Genomic DNA, 17,137 nt, shown 5'->3' on the forward strand with positions numbered 1-17,137 from the left:
GGGTCAGCGCGCCGGCGCGCTACCATGGCCGTACTCCCGCAGGCTTTCCATTCGTCCATGCAGCACCTTCCCTCCTGCCCCTCCTGCCGCCAGCCCATGGAGGAGCACCGCTTCGCCACCAACCTGGGCGGTGAACTGGCGCTCGACATCTGCTTTCCCTGCCAGGGCATCTGGTTCGACCGGCACGAGAACCTGAAGCTGACGCCCGCGGCCGTGGTGGAGCTGTTCAGGCTGCTGCACGAGCACCGCACCGACGAGCGGCGCCCCCTGCAGAACCGCATGGCCTGCCCGCGCTGCGTGCGCCCGCTCGCGCACGGCTTTGACCTGGTGCGCAGCGGCCGCTACGTCCTGTACCGCTGCGCCAGCCAGCATGGCCGCTTCAGCACCTTTTCGTCCTTCATGGTGGAAAAGGGCTTCGTGCGCCACATGACCCAGCCGGAGGTGGCGGACCTCGCCAAGCGGGTCGGCGCCATCTACTGCACGAGCTGCGGCGCCCCCGTGGACATCCGCAAGGACCACGCCTGCCCCTACTGCCGCGCGGCGTTCTCGCTCATCGATCCGGAGGCCGTGAAGCGTGCGCTGGAAGGCTATGCGCAGGCCGGGCAGCGCATAGCCCAGCTGCACCCGCCCCAGCGCACCGACCTGGCGGATGCATTGGTATCGCTGGAGCGCGACCGCACGCGCGCCGAGCGCGAACGGCAGAAGGAGCGCTTCAGCAGCGCCCATGCGTCCGAAGCGAGCGTGACCGGCGATCTGCTGGTCGCCGGCGTGGCGCTGGTCTGGGGCATGCTGAGCTCTTAGCGTGCTATCCCGCAAGTAAGTGACCATGAAACCGCGCCTTTCACGCCAGGGCTGCGTTGCAAATCCTCGCGATAGCTGCCGCTACCACTGCGGTTTGCGCCTTGCCCTGGCGCGAAATCCATCGGTTTTACTTTGGTCACCTATTTGCGGGACAGCACATTAGTCCCAGGGGCGCAGCGTGCTCCGGTGGGCCCGTGAGGAAGCGCCCAGGGGCCCGGTGAGCTGCCCCACGATGGCCGCCCGCAGCGGTGGCAGGCGCCGTGCCAGCTGCAGCACGCCCTGGCGCAGCAGGCGTGGCACGGGCCGGGGGTCGGTATAGAGCCGCACGATGGCGTTCGTCCCCTGGTACATCGGCCAGGCATGGCGGTGGTGCTCGCTGGCATAGCGGGCCAGTGCCGTGGCATGGCCCGGATCGTGCCCCTGGTGGCGGCCTGCGACCAGGGCTGCCACCAGGCGCTCCACCCCCGCCAGGCCCAGGTTGAAGCCATGGGCCGTTACCGGGTGCATGCCCACGGCGGCATCGCCCAGCAGCGCGCAGCGCGGGCCCGCAAAGCGCTGCGCGTACACGCCCACCAACGGGTAGGCATGGCGCTGGCCGTCCAGCGCCATGGGCCCCAGGCGCTGGCGGAACTGGTCCTGCACCTCGGCGGCAAAGGCCTCGGGCGGCAGGGCCAGCAAGGCAGAGGCATCGGCCGCCCCGGCGGTGACCACGACCGAGCAGACGCTCTGGCCGTCCGTGGCATCGGGCAGGGGCAGGATGGCCAGTGTGCGCTCGTAGCCAAAGCACTCATGGGCCGTGCCACCATGGGGCAAGGCATGGCGCATGCGGCAGACGATGACGGTGCGGCCGAAGTCCGTGATGTCCGCGCCAATACCGAGCTGGCGGCGGGTGGCCGAAAAGCGGCTGTCGGCCGCCACCAGCAGGGGTGCTTGCAAATGCAGCCTCTGTACCGCAGCGCTGCCCTCGGCCGGGGCCAGCGTGCAGGTGAGTTCGGCGTGCTCGGCCGTGGCGGTCACCCTGCCCACCTGCGCGCCGGTGAGGATGCGCACGCCTGCCGTGCGGGCGGCCACGGCATGGGCCGTGCGCCGCAGCGCGTGGTTGGGCACGATGGCGCCCAGGGCCTGTGCGCCACCCGTGTGCAGCCGCAGCGGGCCGTGGTCGCCGAGTGGGCCATCGTGCACCTGGGCTTCGCGGATCTGCCCGCGCTCGTGCGGCTGCAGGCCGGCCCAGGTGCCCAGGCGCTGCAGCGTGGCCACGCTGGGGTGGGTGAGGGCGATCTCGCGCCCGTCCGGCGCTGGCTGGGCCAGGGCGGTTTCGAGCTGCTGTTCCACCACGGTGGCGCTGAAGCCGGCTTGCGCCAGGGCGATGGCCAGCGACAGGCCGGCGGGGCCGGCGCCGACGATGAGAACGTCACTTCGGGAGGTCATGGCAACAGGCGGGTGGATGGGGCACCCGTCCATTGTGCTGCCCTGATGCCGGCAGGGGCTTTGCCCTGGGTCAATCAAGCCTTGCGGGACTTGGCGGAGGCCTTGGCCGGCTTTTTCTTCCTGGATGCGCCGGCCTTGCCGCCACCGCGCAGGTGCAGCACCCAGACCACGGCAAGCCACAGGTAGGCCAGCAGCACGGAGTACGCCGCCACGGCGGCAAGCGACAGCGGCGGCGCCGTGATGGAGCGCGGGTTGGCGATGGTGCGCAGCATTTGGCGCGTGCCGTCGCCCAGCACCGGTGTGCCCTGCAAGCCACCCGTGCGCGACATGCGCGCTGCCATGAAGAGCATGAATTCCATCAGCAGCGCACCGATGAGAAAGCAGGCCACCAGGGCCAGCAATTGCAAAAAGGCCGCCCGGTTGCCTTTGGCCAGGAAGAACAGGGCAGACAGCACGACCAGGGCGAGCAACGCCCAGACCAGAACGGGCCAGGCGGACATGAGCAGGGGCATCGGAAATTCTGGTCAACAGGGAATGAGCCTCCGATCATAGGCCTGCAATTCGGTTTTCATGGCGCTTCTCACAGCGCACGACGCATGGCACTGGCACGGCCAAGGCCAACGCCCCCGCGCAAGGGCCGCCCCGCCGCGAAGGCGGCGTATCCAGCACCTGCGCTGGGGGCGTCCCCTTTCAAGGGGGAAGGCGCGAAGCGACTCAGGGAGTGGGCCGTATGAAATCCGCCACGGCTTGCAGCACGGCTTCGTCCTGCAGCAATTTGCGGTGGCCCAGGCCATCGGTGGCGATGAGCTGGGCTCCGGCGATGTGGTCGCGGTAGGCCTCGCCATCGGCAAAGCGGTTGATGCGGTCGCCCCGGTCGTGCACCACCAGCGTGGGCAGCGCGATGCGCGGGCCCACGGCCTGGGGTTCGAACTGGGGCATGAGAATGCCTTCGCGCGCCTCGATATGGCGCTCCATCGCGGCGCGCGTGGTCTCGGTCAGGCCGAACACCTGGGCGAACAGCCGCGTGTATTCGCGGGGAGACGCGGGCGGTGCCAACAGCACCAGCCGGGCGGCCGGCAGGCCCCGGCTTGCGGCATGGGCTGCGGCGTTGGCCGCCAGCGAGTGGGCCACGACAGCGGCCAGTGTGTCGCCGCGGGCCTGCAGGCGCGCCGTGGCGTATTCGAGGGCGCGGGCGAACTGCGGCAGATTGCTCACCCGCCCCCGGCTGCCGCCGTGTGCAGGCAGGTCCACCAGCACCGGGCGCATGCCGCGCGCGGCCAGCGCATCGGCCAGGGGCAGCATGTGCCTTGCATGACCGCCCCAGCCATGGGACAGCAGCACCACCGGGCCATCGGCGGGCAGGTCGCTGCGGGTGTAGAGCGTGATCTCGGCGTCCTCGAAGGGCCAGCGCTCGGCCTGCCAGCCCGCGGCGGGAAGGGCCTGGTGGCCGCGCTTGCGCAGGGGCAGGGGTGTACCGAAGAGGCGGTAGGCCGTGCGCACGGCGAGCCGCGGCCACAGGCGCTGGGCGGTGCCCAGTGCCAGGCGCACCAGGCGCATGCCGGCATGGGCGCCGTAGAAGTTCGAGGTGGCCTGGACGGCGGTGGACTGGCTCATGGTGGGGCTCCGAAAGCGATGGAAGGGGGAAGCGGGCGGCGGAAGGTCAGTAGAAGACCCAGTCGCGGTTGCTGCGCGGCAGCCGGGCCAGCGTCTGGCGCACGGCATGGAGGGCGCCTGCAAGGGCCGCGGCAGCGGCAATGCCAGCAAGGATCAGCACGGTGTTTTCCTTTCTTCGCACGGCTGTGCGAAATTTGGGCGAACAAGAAGCAAGGGTTTCCATGGGGCGCACCCGGGGGTTCAGGCGGTCTGGTAACTCTTGACGAGGCGCGCCCAGGACGCCTCGGTGCGGTGCACTGCCTGCGGATCGCGCAGGAAGCGGACGTCGTGCAACAGGCCCATCTGCAGGCCGTAGATCTCAGCGACCAGCTGGTCGGGTGGGGTGTCGCCAGGCAGGTGCCCGGCCTCGATGGCCTGCAGCACCGTGCGGCGCAGGGCCGCGCGCCAGCGCGTGATCTCGGTGTGCAGCAGGTCGCGCAGCTCGCCGGAGCGGTCGTCGAGTTCGAACGCCCCGGCGATGTAGATGCACCCGGTGAAGGCCTCGACGTCACGCGTGCGTTCGATCCAGCGGCGCACGATCTCGTTGAGCCGTGGCAGGCCCTTGGGCTGCTGCATGGCGGGCACGAACACCTGTGCCAGGAAGCTGCGGCCATATTCCTCGATCACCGCCTTCTGCAGCGCCTCGCGCGAACCGGCGCGCGAGAACACGCCGCTCTTGGACAGTCCCACGCGGTCGGCCACGGCCTGCAGGGTGATCGATTCCAGCCCGTCGGCCGCAGCCACGTCCAGCGCGGCGCCGATGATGGCGGCGCGCGTGAGCTCGGCTTTCTGGGTCTTGGCGTCCATGGTCGAAATTTAGCACAACTGTGCTAAAAACAAAGCAGCCTGTTCCAGCATGGCCCTTCCGGCAGCGGGAGTTTTTCCTACGGCGTGTTCCCGGCATGGGCAGTAGAGTGGGCCTTTTGTAACCGCCAAAGGACCAACCATGCGCGTGGACATCTACCGTCGGGCCGAAGCTGAGGGCCGTTTCACCCACCTGGCCGTGCCGGAAGGAAAGCGAATTCCGGAGGAAGCGACCAACACGGACTGGGACACCGAGGTCAAAGGCCAGGACCTGGACGAAGATGCCGACCGCTGGGACCACTACGGAATCGTCAAGCCAGGCGCCCAGCTGCAGGAAAAGGGCTACGCCATCACCGGCCTGAACGAGCCCGAAGGAGGCTGATCCCCCGGCCTGCGCATGTTCACCCGCGCAGGCCGGGTCGAGGTTGGTGCCGGAGGCATGTCAATCCGGCGACGGCGCCTTGTGGCGGGCCTGCGCCAGCGCTGGTACGCTGCGTCGCCATGGAGACAACCAACAACACCCCCCCGTTCATTCCCCAGATCCGCCTGTACCAGGACTGGCTGCGTGACCAGCGCGGCCTGGCCTTCGACAGCTACGATGCGCTGTGGCGCTGGTCCACGACCGAGCTCGATGCCTTCTGGCACAGCGTCTGGGACTATTTCGAGATCGAGTCGCCCACCCCGCCCACGGTGGCGCTGGCCAGGAACACCATGCCGGGGGCCGAGTGGTTCCCGGGCGTGCAGCTCAACTACGCGCGCCAGGCGCTGCGCCATGTGCAGGCGGCCCATGGCGCCGGCCTGCCGGCCATCATCAGCCGCAACGAGAAGGGCCAGCACCGCGAGCTGGCCTGGCCCGAGCTGCGCCGCCAGGTCGCCTCGCTGGCGCTGCACCTGAAGACCCAGGGCGTGCAGCCCGGCGACCGCGTGGCCGCCTACCTGCCCAATATCCCCGAAGCCATGGTTGCCCTGCTGGCCACGGTGAGCATCGGCGCCGTGTGGAGCATCTGCGCACCCGACATGGGCACGAACGCCGTGCTCGACCGCTTCCGCCAGATCGAGCCCAAGGTGCTGATCGGCGTCGACGGCATCACCTACGGCGGGCGCGACCACGACCGCACGGGCGTGCTCAGCGAGCTGCGGGCCGCGCTGCCCAGCGTGCAGCACGCCATCCTGGTGCCCAACCTCGCTGCGGATGCGGCACTGGCCGGCTGGTCCGACTGGGCTGCCGATGTGGCCGCCAGCGGCCCCGCGGTCAATGCCTTCGAGCCCGAGTGGATGCCCTTCGACCACCCGCTGTGGATCGTCTACTCCAGCGGCACCACCGGCCTGCCCAAGCCCATCGTGCACGGCCATGGCGGCATGGTGCTGGTGGCGCTGCAGCTCAAGGTGCTGCACAACGACATCGGCTGCAGCTACGAGGCCAACAGCTTCGGCGAGCGCTACCACTGGTACAGCTCCACCGGCTGGGTGATGTGGAACGCCCAGGCCAGCGGCCTGCTCTCGGGCACCACCTGCGTCATCTACGACGGCAACCCGGGCGGCAGCAAGGACCGGCCCGACTGGGGCACGCTGTGGCGCTTTGCGGCCGAGACGGGCGTCACCTTCTTCGGCGCCGGTGCGGCCTTCTTCGCCAACTGCATGAAGTCGGGGCTGGACCTGGCGGCCTGCGGCGACCTCTCGCGCGTGCGCGCCCTGGGCACCACCGGCTCGCCGCTCTCGCCCGAGGTGCAGGCCTGGGGCACGGCGCAGTTCCAGCGCATCGGCACGCCCGACATCTGGTGGAACAACATCTCGGGCGGCACCGATTTCTGCGGCGCCTTCATCGGCGGCCACCGCGAAATGCCCCAGGTGCCCGGCGAGATGCAATGCCGCATGCTGGGCGCGGCCGTGGAATCCTGGAACGCGCAGGGCCAGCCCGTGCAGGACGAGGTGGGCGAACTGGTCTGCGTGCAGCCCATCCCCTCCATGCCGCTGTACCTGTGGAACGACGCGAACGGCGAGCGCTACCTGTCGAGCTATTTCGACATGTACCCGCCGGGCCATGGCCGCCGCCCCGGCGGCGGCGACACCGGGCCCGAGGCCGGCGCCGTCTGGCGCCATGGCGACTGGCTCAAGATCCATGGCACCAGCGGTGGCTGCACCATCTACGGCCGCTCGGACGCCACCATCAACCGCCACGGCCTGCGCATGGGCACCAGCGAGATCTACAGCGCCGTGGAGGCTCTGCCCGAGGTGCTCGACAGCATGGTCGTCGACCTCGAATACCTGGGACGCGACAGCTACATGCCGCTGTTCGTGGTGCTGCGCGAAGGCACGGTGCTCGACGAGGCCATGCGCTACAAGCTAAATGGCGCCGTGCGCACCGCGCTGAGTCCGCGCTTCGTGCCCGACGACATCTTCCAGGTACCCGAAATCCCGCGCACCCTGAGCGGCAAGAAGCAGGAACTGCCCATCAAGAAACTCCTGCTGGGCCAGCCCATCGACAAGGTGGTCAACAAGGACGCGATGGCCAACCCGGGCTGCCTGGACTGGTATGTGGCGTTTGCGAACCAACGGGGCGCCACGTAAAAACCGGCGCGGCCCAGGGTGTCAGTCAAGCTTTGCGCCGGACTGCTTGATGAGACGCTCCCACACGGGCCGCTCCTTCATGTACGCGGCCTTGAACTCGGCCGGTGAGGAGTTGGTGCGGGCCTCGAAGCCCATGCCCGCGATGCGCTGCGCCACGTCGGGCAGTTGCACGGCCTTGCGCACCTCGGCGGCCAGGCGCTCCAGGATGGCCGGGGGCGTGCCCGCCGGCGCGGCGAAGGCCAGCCAGCCCGCCACGCGGTAGGCCTCGTCGGCCATGCCCTGCTCGGCCAGCGTGGGCACGTTGGGCAGGATGCCCATGCGCCGCTCGCCGGTGACGCCCAGGGCCTTGAGCTTGCCGGCGTCGATGTGCGGCTTGGCGACCAGGGCACTGGCGTAGGCCATCTGGATCTGGCCGCCAATCAGGTCCTGCACCATGGGCGCCTCGCCGCGGTAGGCCACATGGCTCATGTCGGCGTTCTGCGTGAGGCTCATGTAGGCGCCCGCCAGGTGCGGGTAGGCCCCCGTGCCGTAGGAACCATAGGCCACCTTGCCCTTGTTGGCGGCGGCGTACTTGAGCAGTTCGGGGCCGGTGGCCACGGGCACGCTGGGGTGGGCCACCAGCACCAGCGGGGCGATGGCGATCTGGTAGACCAGGGCCAGGTCGCGCTGCGGGTCATAGGGCAGCTTCTCGTAAAGGAACTGGTTGGTCAGCAGCGAATTGCTCAGGCCCAGCACGATGGTGTAGCCATCGGGTGCGGCCTTGGCCACCGCATCCGTGCCGATGATGCCGGCCGCACCGGGTTTGTTGTCGATCACCAGGGGCTGGCCCAGGCCGACCGCCATCTTCTCGGCCAGCACGCGGGCCAGCACGTCGGTGGCGCCGCCCGGTGCAAAGGGCACGATCACCTTGATCGGCTTGGTGGGGTAGTTGGCCGGTTGCTGGGCCAGTGCGCCGGTGCCGGCAAGGGTGGCGATGGTGGCCAGCGCGGCGGCGCTGAGCCAGGTGCGGCGTGGCAGGGTCTGGATAGTTCGCATGGTGGTTTGTCTCCTGGAATCGTTGTGGTTTCTATGGTTGAAAAGGCTCAAGCGGCGGGCGGTGGCCCGGCACCGATGTGCACCTGGATGGGCAGGGGCTCAAGCACCTGGCGCAGACGCTCGCCGAGGGCCGGCGGCGCACCGGCATCGAGGGTGACGCGCACTGCGCTTTCCCCCTGGGCCTGCACGGCGGGGCGGGCGGTCAGGCCCAGGTCGGCGCACACGCCATCCACCAGCGCCTGCACGCTCTGGCAGGCGGCCTGCAGGCGCAGGGTGGGCTTGTAGATCTTGCCCACGTTGGTCACGGGCATAGTCTCCAGCACCGTGAGGCTGCGCGGCCGCGCCACGGCCTCGTCCACACCCGCGCAGGCGAAGGCCAGCAGCTCGGCCTCGCTGGCCTGCGCGCCGGGCACCAGGGTGGCAAAGACCACTGGCAATTCGCCCGCATAGGCGTCGGGCGCGCCCACGGCGGCGCACAGTTGCACGGCGGGGTGGGCGCCCAGGGCATCCTCGATCACTTTGGGGTCGATGTTGTGGCCGCTGCGGATGATCAGGTCCTTGGAGCGCCCGCTCAGGTGCAGCCGGCCCTCGCCATCGATGAAGCCCAGGTCGCCCGTGGCCAGCCAGCCATCGGCCGTGAAGGCCCGTGCCGTGTCGGCGGGATCGAGAAAACCCGAGAACAGGTTGGGCGACTGGAACAGCACCATGCCCGGCTGGCCGGGCGGCATCTCCTGGTCCGAGGCATTGCTGTGCGCGTCCAGCGCCACGATGCGCAGCCGTGTGTAGGGCAGGCGCCAGCCCACGCAGCCTGCGGGCGCGTTCACGCCCGGCGGTGTGACGCTGGAGATGCCGGCCATCTCGGTCATGCCCAGGCTTTCGTGCACATGCAGGCCGAACAGGCGCTCGAAGCGCGCCGCCAGCTCGGGCGCGAGGATGGCGGCGCCGGTGCGGCAGTAGCGCAGGGTGGAGATGTCGGCCCCATCCAGCGGCACGTTGGCCAGCGCGGCCAGCACCGTGGGCACTGCCGACAGGTAGGTGCAGCGGTAGCGCTCGGCCAGGCGCCAGTAGTTGGCGAGCACCTGGCGGTTGCGAAACAGCCCGGTGGTCGGGATGATGGTCTCCACCCCGGCCGACAGTGCGGCCAGGGCACCGGGCAGCACGCCCGCCACGTGGAACAGCGGGTAGCCGTTGATGCCCGCGTCCTCGGGGCGTATGCCCTGCATTTGCACGCAGGCCCAGGCCGTGAAGACCTGGGCGCCATGGCTGTGCCGCGCGATCTTGGGCGCGCCCGTGGTGCCGCCGGTGTGGAAATAGGCCGCGATGTCGCTGGGCGCGATGCGCCGGCCGCTCACCAGCCGGTCATCGGGCTGGGCGCTGCGGCTGGCAAAGAAGTCGATCACCCCATCCGGCAGCGGGCCGGTGGCGCCCGGCGCCTCGCCATGCGGGGCCACGCGCAGCACGGTGCGCAGGGTCGGCACCTGGCTGCGCAGGCCCATGGCCTTGGTCCAGAAGCCCGAGTCGCCGTCCTCGCCGTAGGCGATCAGCACCTTGGCACGGGCCAGGGTCATCATGGAGGCGAGCTTTTCGGGCGTGAGCAGCGGGTTGAGCGGCTGCACGATGGCGGCTGCCTCGCCGCCCCACAGGGCCAGGTGGTATTCCAGGCAGCCGGGCAGCAGCACGGCCACCGCGTCCTGCGGCCCCACGCCCAGCGTGTGCAGCAGGTTGGCCGTCTGGTGGATACCGGCCAGCAACTGCGCATACGACCAGCGCACGGGCGCATCCGCCGGGTCGGCAGTGGGCAGAAAGCTCAGCGCCGTCTTGTCGCCAAAGGCATGGGCCGAATTGCGGAAGATCTCGTAGGTGCTCTGCACCGTCAGCGCCTGGGCCAGCGGGACGGCCTCCAGGCGCTCCACGTCCTGCAGGCTGTGTACAGGGAATGCCGGGGCAAAGGGGGCGGAAAGGGGTGGGCGCGGGTCCACGGTTCCGGCGGGCATCGCCGTCATGCGCGGGCTCCCAGGTCCGTGGCGGCAAGGGTGGGGCAGGGCGGCTGTGCGCTCCGGGCAATGTGCATGGTTTTGTCTCCTGGCAAATCGGCTCCATCCTGAAGGAACAGGCGGGCGGACCATTGTTGGTGCGCGATGATTTTTTGACAATTGCTCAAAACCATGGACACACTGTTCAAGAATATTGACAGTGGATGGACACCCCTGCAAGGGGCGCGCGGGAAATGTGCCTACAGGGGCTGCCGCCCGCCGCCGCCCATAATGTGGCGTCACCACTTCCCCCTGGCGCGACCGGAGCACTCCTGACATGACCACCCCCCAAACCCATCCCAAGCGCTTTTCGATGATCCGCGAGTTCCACCTGGCCGACTGGTTCACGCTGGGCAATGCGGTGTGCGGCGTGGGCGCGCTGTTCTCGGCCATGACCTACCTGGGCACGCGCGAGGTGCTGCACATCTACTTCGCGGCCGCCCTGGTGCTGGCCGCGCTGGTCTTCGACGTGCTGGACGGCCGCATCGCACGCTGGCGCCAGAAAAGCTCGGCCATGGGGCGCGAGCTCGATTCGCTGGCCGACGTGATCTCGTTCGGCGTGGCGCCCGCCATCATCGCCTACGGCTGCGGCATGCAGGGCCTGTACGACCGCGTGGTGCTGGCCTACTTCGTGGCCTGCGGCGTCTCGCGCCTGGCGCGCTACAACGTCACGGCCGAAACGCTCTCGGGCGACGACGGCAAGGTCCGCTACTTCGAGGGCACGCCCATCCCCACCTCCATCGTGCTCGTGGGCCTGCTGGCCCTGGCCGCCTACATGGGCGCGCTGGGTGAGAACCTGTGGTTCGGCAAGGTGCTGATCGGCGGGTTCACCTTGCACCCGCTGGTGCTGCTGTTTGCCGCCTCCGGCTCCCTCATGATCAGCCGCATCCGTATTCCTAAATTCTGAGCATCCCCCTGAGTCGCTTCGCGCCTTCACCCCTTCTCTTGAATGACTGCGTCATTCGAGAAGGGGGACGCAGCCAGTGCACGCAAGCGAAGCGCCGCATCCGCAGCGGGGCGGCCCTTGCACGGCCGCCCTGGCTTGGGACAGCGCGATTTCTGATGCCGTGCCTTGGATGTCTGTATCGAGTCGTCGTGTGATCCTCAAGCGGCTGCCGGCTTGCGATTGACCAGCACAATCCCCACCGCCACCAGCCCCAGGGCCACCACCAGCCCGGGCGTCACGGGCTCGCCCAGCCACAGGGCGCCGAACAGCAGGGCGAAGACCGGGGTCAGGAACACGAACACCGAGATGCGCGTGGCCGGGTAGTGGGCCAGCATCCACATCCAGGCCAAGTAGCTCACGAAGGCGCCGACCAGGGCCTGCACCAGCAGGGAGCCCCAGGCAAAGGCGCTGAACTGCCAGCCCCAGGTCTCGCCCAGCGCCAGGGACAGGAAGGGCAGCACGGCGGCGCTCACGCCCACCTGGTAGAACAGCTGCTTCGCAGGCGCCACGCGCGCCAGAGCCGTGGTGCGTATCACCACCGTGGTCAGTGCCCACATCACGCCCGATGCCACGCCCAGCAGGTCGCCCAGCCAGGCCAGGGGCATGGCGGCGTTGGCCGGGCCGACCATGCCATCGCCCAGGGCCAGCCCCACGCCCACGAAGGCGGCTGCCAGGCCCAGCCACTGCCAGCCGCGCAGCCGTTCGCTCGGTATGAAGCGCGGCAGCAGCAGGGCCACCCAGAACGGCGCCCCATACAGGAACACCGTGAGCCGCGAGGCGCTGGTGTACTGCAGGCCCAGGTAGATGCAGGCGAATTCGCCCGCGAACAGGGCACCCGCCAGCAGGCCGCCGCGCAGCGCGCCCGCGGGTTCGCCGCGGCTGGACAAGGGCACACCGCGCCACAGGCACCAGGCGGCGATGGCCAGGGCGGCCAGCACGAAGCGCACCGAGGCCTGGAATACCGGTGCCACCTCGGCCACCGTGGCCTTGACCAGCACCTGCTGGAAGCCCCAGAACATGCAGCAGGCGAGCAACAGGCCGACGGCCAGGGAATCGAGGTGGGTTTTGCGGGCGATGGACATGGCGGCCGATTATGGGAGGGGCGCGCCAAGGCCGCTGGCACCGGCCGGACACCCCGAAACAGGGCACCTGCGGGCCCACGGTACACTTTGCCCATGGCGCCTGGGGTTTCCAGGCGCTTCCAATCAACCAACCCCGTCGACATGGCCTTTTCCACGGCGGCCCAGGTCCGCACCCGCTTCGATCTCAAGAGCGCAAGCCTGCCCGTGGTGGCCGTGCTGCTCAAGACCACCGATGCGGCCCAGTTCGCTGCCGAACTGGCCGAACGGGTCGCCGACGCCCCCGGCTTCTTCGACAACGACCCGGTGCTGATCGATCTGGCCCTGGTGCGCGAGGCCGAGGAATCCATCGACTTCGCCGCCATCGTCGCCGTGCTGCGCGAGCACCGCACCCTTCCCGTGGCGGTGCGCGGCGGCAACGCGGCCCAGATGGAGGCCGCACGCGAAGCGGGCCTCAGCGTGGCGCCCGATGTTCCACCTCCCCGTGCCGAAGCCCCGCCCGCAGAAGAAGAACCGGCAGAGCAGGCAGCCGAAACACCCGTCCAGGTGCAGGAAGTCATCCGCGAGGTGGTGCACGAGGTCGAGGTGGTGCGCGAAGTGCCCGTGGCCGGCCCCGGCACCATGGTGATCGACAAGCCGCTGCGTTCGGGCCAGCAGGTCTATGCGCGCGGCTGCGACCTGGTGGTGCTGGCCATGGTCAGCTTCGGTGCCGAGGTCATTGCCGATGGCAACATCCACGTGTATGCCCCGCTGCGCGGGCGCGCCATTGCTGGCGCCCGCGGCAACACCGAGGCACGCATCTTTTCCACCTGCATGGAGCCGCAGCTGGTGTCCATCGCAGGCATCTACCGCACCACGGAGACCGCCCTGCCCGACGAGGTCGCGGGCAGGCCGGCCCAGGTGCGCCTGGAAGGCGAGAAGCTCTTCATCGAGCCGCTGCGCAATCCCGTACGTATCAACCCCAGAGAGATCCAATAATCCATGGCCAAAATCGTCGTCGTGACCTCCGGCAAGGGGGGAGTGGGCAAGACCACCACCAGCGCCAGCTTTGCCACCGGCCTCGCCCTGCGCGGCCACAAGACCGCCGTGATCGACTTCGACGTCGGCCTGCGCAACCTGGACCTCATCATGGGCTGCGAACGCCGCGTGGTGTACGACCTCATCAACGTGATCCAGGGCGAGGCCAACCTGAACCAGGCCCTCATCAAGGACAAGCAGTGCGAGAACCTGTTCGTGCTGGCCGCCAGCCAGACGCGCGACAAGGACGCCCTCAAGCAGGACGGCGTGGAGAAGATCCTCAAGGATCTGGCCGAGATGGGCTTCGAGTACATCGTCTGCGACTCGCCCGCCGGCATCGAGAGCGGTGCCCTCATGGCCATGCACTTCGCCGACGAGGCCCTGCTGGTCACCAACCCCGAGGTGTCTTCGGTGCGCGATTCCGACCGCATCCTGGGCATGCTGGGCAGCAAGACCAAGCGTGCGATCGAGGGTGGCGAGCCGATCAAGGAGCACCTGCTGATCACCCGCTACAACCCGAGCCGGGTCGAAGACGGCCAGATGCTCTCGCTGGAGGACATCCAGGACATCCTGCGCATCAAGCTGATCGGCGTGATCCCCGAGTCCGAAGTGGTGCTGCAGTCGTCCAACCAGGGCACGCCGGCCATCCATGCCCAGGGCACGGACGTGTCCGAGGCCTACAAGGACGTCGTCGACCGCTTCCTCGGGGCGGAAAAGCCCCTGCGTTTCATCGAAGCCGAAAAGCCCGGTTTCTTCAAACGCCTGTTCGGGAGCAAGTAAGACATGGCATCCTTTCTTTCCTTTCTTCTCGGCGAAAAGAAGAAGACGGCCAGCGTTGCCAAGGAGCGCCTGCAGATCATCCTGGCGCACGAACGCAACGGCCGCAACGCGTCCGAGCCCGACTACCTGCCCGCGCTGCAGCGCGAACTGGTGCTGGTGATCTCCAAGTACGTGAAGATCAACCCCGAAGACCTCAAGGTGCACCTGGAACGCCAGGACAACCTGGAAGTGCTCGAGGTCAAGATCGAGCTGCCTGACACCTTGCGCTGAGGTCCCGCGCCGCTTCCGTGCGGCGAGCATTCTGGAGGTGATCGGCGCATGCTGTCCCATGTCCATATCGGCGTGAACGATTTCGAGCGCGCCCTGGCCTTCTATGGCCCGGTGCTCGGGCGCTTGGGCCTGGCGCAGCGCTTTTGCGAGCCTGGCGTCCCTTGGGCCGGCTGGCAGGTGCCCGGCGTTGCGCGGCCGCTGTTCCTCATCGGCCGCCCGTTCGACGGGCAGGCCGCCAGCCCGGGCAATGGCGCCATGAATGCGCTGCTGGCGGCCGACCGGAGCACGGTGGACGAAGTCCATGCCCTGGCCCTGCGCCATGGCGGCAGTTGCGACGGCCCGCCCGGCCTGCGCCCCCAGTACCACGCGAACTATTACGGGGCGTATTTTCGCGATCCGGACGGCAACAAGCTGTGCGTGTGCTGCCACGGGGCGGCCTGAGCAGCCTTCTGGCCGGTTTATTGCTTAACATCAGGGTAATCCCTGATATGAGGCATTCCTGTGGAAGCATCCTGGAAATCCAGTTGGCAACGCGCACGCAACCATGAAGGCTTCACGCGCGGAGCGCGCGCCTTTGCCGCGCTGGCGGCTGTGCTGGCCTGGGGCTGGGGGGAGGGGTGGCAGACCGAGCTGATGCCGGTGCTGCTGGGCGTGATCGCCAGCGCCCTGACCGAAACCGACGACAGCTGGCGCGGCCGCCTGCGCGCGCAGCTGCTCACGCTGGGCTGTTTCGGCCTCATGGCGCTGGCGGTGTGGGCCACGGTGGCGTGGCCCTGGGTGCTGATGGCGGTGCTGGCGCTGTCGGCCCTGGCCTTCACCCTGTTGGGCGCAATCGGCGAGCGCTACCGGGCCATTGCCTTCGGCACGCTGGTGCTGTTCATCTATGCGGCCTTGGCGGCCCACACCAGCCGCGCCGGGGCGGCGCAAGCGACGCCGCTGATGCTGGCCGGCGCGGCCTGGTACGGGCTGGTCTCGGTGGCCTGGGCCGGCGCCATGCCGCGCGCGCCGGTGCGCTTTCGACTGGCCCGGCTGTACGCGGTGCTGGGCGAGTACCTGCGCCTGAAGGCCCTGCTGCTCGAACCGGTGCGCGATGTGGACCTGGAGCACCGGCGCATGGCGCTGGCCCTGCACAACGGGCGCGTGGTGGATGCCCTCAACGCCGCCAAGGAAAGTCTCATGAGCCGCATGGGCCCGGGCATGCCGCCGGCCTGGCTGCAGGCGGCCATGCACCAGTACCTGGCCGCGCAGGACGTGCACGAGCGCGTGAGCTCTTCGCACGAGCACTACGATCTGCTGGCCACGGCGTTTTTCCACAGCGACGCGCTCTACCGCTGCCAGCGCGTGCTGACCCTGCTGGGGGAACAGTCGCTCAGGCTGTCGCTCGCCATCCAGCAGCAGTCGCCCCCGCAGCACGCGGGGATGACCTCGCGCGCCATCGAGGACATGCAGGCCGCCATCGCGCACCAGGATGGCGTCGCCGCCGACCTGGCTGGATCGCAGGGTGCCGCCTCCATGGCCCGGCCCCTGCGCTCCTTGCATGCGCTGGGTGCCAACCTGGCAGCCATGGCCGCGGTGTTCGCCACCGCACTGGGAGGTGCGGCCGCCGGGGCCGGTGTCGACCACGCCCTGCTCGACCGCGAGCCGCGCAGCCTGCGCGATGCCTGGGACCGTGTGCGTGCGCAGCTGCATGCGCAGTCGCCCTGGCTGCGGCACGGCGTGCGGCTGGCCCTGTCGCTGCTGGCGGGGTTTGCCCTCATGCAGGCCACCAGCGACCCGCACGGTTACTGGATCCTGCTGACCATCGTGTTCGTGAGCCAGCCGCAGTACGCAGCCACGCAGACACGGCTGCTGCAGCGCGCCCAGGGCACGGCCATCGGCCTGGCGCTGGGCTGGGCGGCCGTCCAGCTGTTTCCGTCGGCGCTGCTCCAGGCCGCACTGCTGGTGCTGGCCGGTGCCGTGTTCTTCGGTGCGCGCCACACCCGCTATGTGCTGGCCACGGCAGCGGTCACCACCTTGCTGCTGCTGGGCTTTCACCAGATGGGCATGGCCCAGGGCGTGATCCTCGCGCGCCTGCTGGACACGGCGGCCGGTTGCCTGATCGCGGCCGCAGCCGCCTGGCTGGTGCTGCCGCACTGGCAGTCGCGCCAGTGGCCGCGGCTGGCGGCCCAGGTGCTGCAGACGCAGGCGCTGTACCTGCGCGCCATCCTGGCGCAGTACCACAGCGGCAAGCACGACCACCTGGAATACCGTCTGGCGCGGCGTAATGCCCACAATGCCGATGCCGCGCTGTCCAACTCCTACAGCGCCATGCTCAAGGAGCCCCGCGGTGTGCGCGGCAACGTGGCGGCGGTGGCCAACTTCCTGCGCCTGTCGCACACCCAGCTCAACTACCTCTCGGCCCTGGGCGCCCAGCGCGGCGGGGCAGGGGCGCAGTCGGTGGATGCCAGGTCGCAGGAGATGGCCGGGGCGCTGCTGTCGTCCCTGCAGCAGCTGGCCGGGCAGCTGGAACAGGCACAGCGGCAGACCGGGGCCGGCATCTCCAGGGTGCCCGCAGCCCCGGCGGTGGCACAGGTGCTGCAGGAATTCGGGGCGCCTGCCGCTTCCAATCACAGCCTGATGGCCGCACAACTGGCGCTGGTGGGAAAGGTGTTTCCACAGCTGCAGGAACAGGCGCGGCAATGGAGCGAACCTCAGCCGGGGCCCGCCGCGCAGAGCTGAAAGAC

16 protein-coding genes are annotated in these 17,137 nt (G+C 69.2%); 9 read left to right on the forward strand and 7 right to left on the reverse strand.

Features of this window, described 5'->3' with window-relative positions:
- The first annotated feature begins 57 nt into the window (after positions 1-57).
- On the forward strand, positions 58-801 hold the full coding sequence (locus tag AC07X5_RS02490; RefSeq protein WP_494769446.1) for a TFIIB-type zinc ribbon-containing protein: 744 nt from the start codon (positions 58-60) through the stop codon (positions 799-801).
- A 159-nt stretch (positions 802-960) separates the two neighbouring features.
- On the opposite strand, the gene ubiM is transcribed toward AC07X5_RS02490, so the two are convergent.
- The 4 genes from ubiM to AC07X5_RS02510 form a co-directional block, all read right to left on the reverse strand.
- On the reverse strand, positions 961-2,229 hold the full coding sequence (gene ubiM / locus AC07X5_RS02495) for a 5-demethoxyubiquinol-8 5-hydroxylase UbiM (protein WP_494768930.1): 1,269 nt from the start codon (positions 2,227-2,229) through the stop codon (positions 961-963).
- A gap of 74 nt (positions 2,230-2,303) precedes the next feature.
- Entirely contained in the window at positions 2,304-2,741 is a 438-nt protein-coding gene (locus AC07X5_RS02500) for a hypothetical protein (protein ID WP_494768931.1), read from the reverse strand.
- Between the two features lie 202 nt (positions 2,742-2,943).
- A complete protein-coding gene (locus AC07X5_RS02505) occupies positions 2,944-3,843 on the reverse strand; it encodes an alpha/beta fold hydrolase (RefSeq protein ID WP_494768932.1) in 900 nt (299 codons plus the stop codon).
- Between the two features lie 240 nt (positions 3,844-4,083).
- Positions 4,084-4,689, reverse strand: a complete 606-nt coding sequence (locus tag AC07X5_RS02510; protein ID WP_494768933.1) for a TetR/AcrR family transcriptional regulator — start codon at positions 4,687-4,689, stop codon at positions 4,084-4,086.
- Positions 4,690-4,828: 139 nt separating this feature from the next.
- Here AC07X5_RS02510 and AC07X5_RS02515 point away from each other — a divergent pair, with 139 nt between their 5' ends.
- Both AC07X5_RS02515 and AC07X5_RS02520 read left to right on the forward strand, forming a co-directional pair.
- The gene (locus tag AC07X5_RS02515; protein WP_409958703.1) at positions 4,829-5,068 is read left to right on the forward strand and encodes a DUF6139 family protein; all 240 of its coding nucleotides are present in this window, start codon (positions 4,829-4,831) and stop codon (positions 5,066-5,068) included.
- Between the two features lie 119 nt (positions 5,069-5,187).
- Positions 5,188-7,254, forward strand: a complete 2,067-nt coding sequence (locus AC07X5_RS02520) for an acetoacetate--CoA ligase (protein WP_494768934.1) — start codon at positions 5,188-5,190, stop codon at positions 7,252-7,254.
- A 21-nt stretch (positions 7,255-7,275) separates the two neighbouring features.
- Here AC07X5_RS02520 and AC07X5_RS02525 read toward each other — a convergent pair whose 3' ends face one another.
- Together AC07X5_RS02525 and AC07X5_RS02530 are read right to left on the reverse strand one after the other, a co-directional pair.
- A complete protein-coding gene (locus tag AC07X5_RS02525; protein ID WP_494768935.1) occupies positions 7,276-8,289 on the reverse strand; it encodes a Bug family tripartite tricarboxylate transporter substrate binding protein in 1,014 nt (337 codons plus the stop codon).
- 47 nt (positions 8,290-8,336) lie between these two features.
- Positions 8,337-10,292, reverse strand: a complete 1,956-nt coding sequence (locus AC07X5_RS02530) for an acyl-CoA synthetase (protein ID WP_409958698.1) — start codon at positions 10,290-10,292, stop codon at positions 8,337-8,339.
- 307 nt (positions 10,293-10,599) lie between these two features.
- On the opposite strand from AC07X5_RS02530, the gene pssA reads away from it, so the two are divergent.
- Positions 10,600-11,229 (forward strand): CDP-diacylglycerol--serine O-phosphatidyltransferase, encoded by a 630-nt coding sequence (gene pssA / locus AC07X5_RS02535; protein WP_409958696.1) that lies wholly within the window; start codon positions 10,600-10,602, stop codon positions 11,227-11,229.
- Between the two features lie 197 nt (positions 11,230-11,426).
- Here the strand turns inward: pssA and AC07X5_RS02540 are convergent, their stop codons facing one another.
- The gene (locus AC07X5_RS02540; RefSeq protein ID WP_494768936.1) at positions 11,427-12,350 is read right to left on the reverse strand and encodes a DMT family transporter; all 924 of its coding nucleotides are present in this window, start codon (positions 12,348-12,350) and stop codon (positions 11,427-11,429) included.
- A 141-nt stretch (positions 12,351-12,491) separates the two neighbouring features.
- Between AC07X5_RS02540 and minC the strand changes: the two genes are divergently transcribed.
- The 5 genes from minC to yccS are packed head-to-tail and all read left to right on the forward strand — an operon-like array spanning position 12,492 to position 17,132.
- A complete protein-coding gene (gene minC, locus AC07X5_RS02545) occupies positions 12,492-13,325 on the forward strand; it encodes a septum site-determining protein MinC (protein WP_494768937.1) in 834 nt (277 codons plus the stop codon).
- A gap of 3 nt (positions 13,326-13,328) precedes the next feature.
- Entirely contained in the window at positions 13,329-14,144 is an 816-nt protein-coding gene (gene minD, locus AC07X5_RS02550; RefSeq protein ID WP_184855081.1) for a septum site-determining protein MinD, read from the forward strand.
- A 3-nt stretch (positions 14,145-14,147) separates the two neighbouring features.
- The gene (minE, locus tag AC07X5_RS02555) at positions 14,148-14,414 is read left to right on the forward strand and encodes a cell division topological specificity factor MinE (protein WP_494768938.1); all 267 of its coding nucleotides are present in this window, start codon (positions 14,148-14,150) and stop codon (positions 14,412-14,414) included.
- Positions 14,415-14,462: 48 nt separating this feature from the next.
- Entirely contained in the window at positions 14,463-14,855 is a 393-nt protein-coding gene (locus AC07X5_RS02560) for a VOC family protein (RefSeq protein ID WP_409956293.1), read from the forward strand.
- A 60-nt stretch (positions 14,856-14,915) separates the two neighbouring features.
- A complete protein-coding gene (yccS, locus tag AC07X5_RS02565; RefSeq protein WP_494768939.1) occupies positions 14,916-17,132 on the forward strand; it encodes a YccS family putative transporter in 2,217 nt (738 codons plus the stop codon).
- Positions 17,133-17,137: the final 5 nt, after the last annotated feature.

The organism is Acidovorax sp. GW458-11-26-14-TSB4, from assembly GCF_059423865.1.

Coding starts and splice junctions, on each gene's coding strand:
- AC07X5_RS02490 (WP_494769446.1), top strand. CDS start 58: ATGCAGCACCTTCCCTCCTGCCCCTCCTGCCGCCAGCCCATGGAGGAG.
- ubiM (WP_494768930.1), bottom strand. CDS start 2,229: ATGACCTCCCGAAGTGACGTTCTCATCGTCGGCGCCGGCCCCGCCGGC.
- AC07X5_RS02500 (WP_494768931.1), bottom strand. CDS start 2,741: ATGCCCCTGCTCATGTCCGCCTGGCCCGTTCTGGTCTGGGCGTTGCTC.
- AC07X5_RS02505 (WP_494768932.1), bottom strand. CDS start 3,843: ATGAGCCAGTCCACCGCCGTCCAGGCCACCTCGAACTTCTACGGCGCC.
- AC07X5_RS02510 (WP_494768933.1), bottom strand. CDS start 4,689: ATGGACGCCAAGACCCAGAAAGCCGAGCTCACGCGCGCCGCCATCATC.
- AC07X5_RS02515 (WP_409958703.1), top strand. CDS start 4,829: ATGCGCGTGGACATCTACCGTCGGGCCGAAGCTGAGGGCCGTTTCACC.
- AC07X5_RS02520 (WP_494768934.1), top strand. CDS start 5,188: ATGGAGACAACCAACAACACCCCCCCGTTCATTCCCCAGATCCGCCTG.
- AC07X5_RS02525 (WP_494768935.1), bottom strand. CDS start 8,289: ATGCGAACTATCCAGACCCTGCCACGCCGCACCTGGCTCAGCGCCGCC.
- AC07X5_RS02530 (WP_409958698.1), bottom strand. CDS start 10,292: ATGACGGCGATGCCCGCCGGAACCGTGGACCCGCGCCCACCCCTTTCC.
- pssA (WP_409958696.1), top strand. CDS start 10,600: ATGACCACCCCCCAAACCCATCCCAAGCGCTTTTCGATGATCCGCGAG.
- AC07X5_RS02540 (WP_494768936.1), bottom strand. CDS start 12,350: ATGTCCATCGCCCGCAAAACCCACCTCGATTCCCTGGCCGTCGGCCTG.
- minC (WP_494768937.1), top strand. CDS start 12,492: ATGGCCTTTTCCACGGCGGCCCAGGTCCGCACCCGCTTCGATCTCAAG.
- minD (WP_184855081.1), top strand. CDS start 13,329: ATGGCCAAAATCGTCGTCGTGACCTCCGGCAAGGGGGGAGTGGGCAAG.
- minE (WP_494768938.1), top strand. CDS start 14,148: ATGGCATCCTTTCTTTCCTTTCTTCTCGGCGAAAAGAAGAAGACGGCC.
- AC07X5_RS02560 (WP_409956293.1), top strand. CDS start 14,463: ATGCTGTCCCATGTCCATATCGGCGTGAACGATTTCGAGCGCGCCCTG.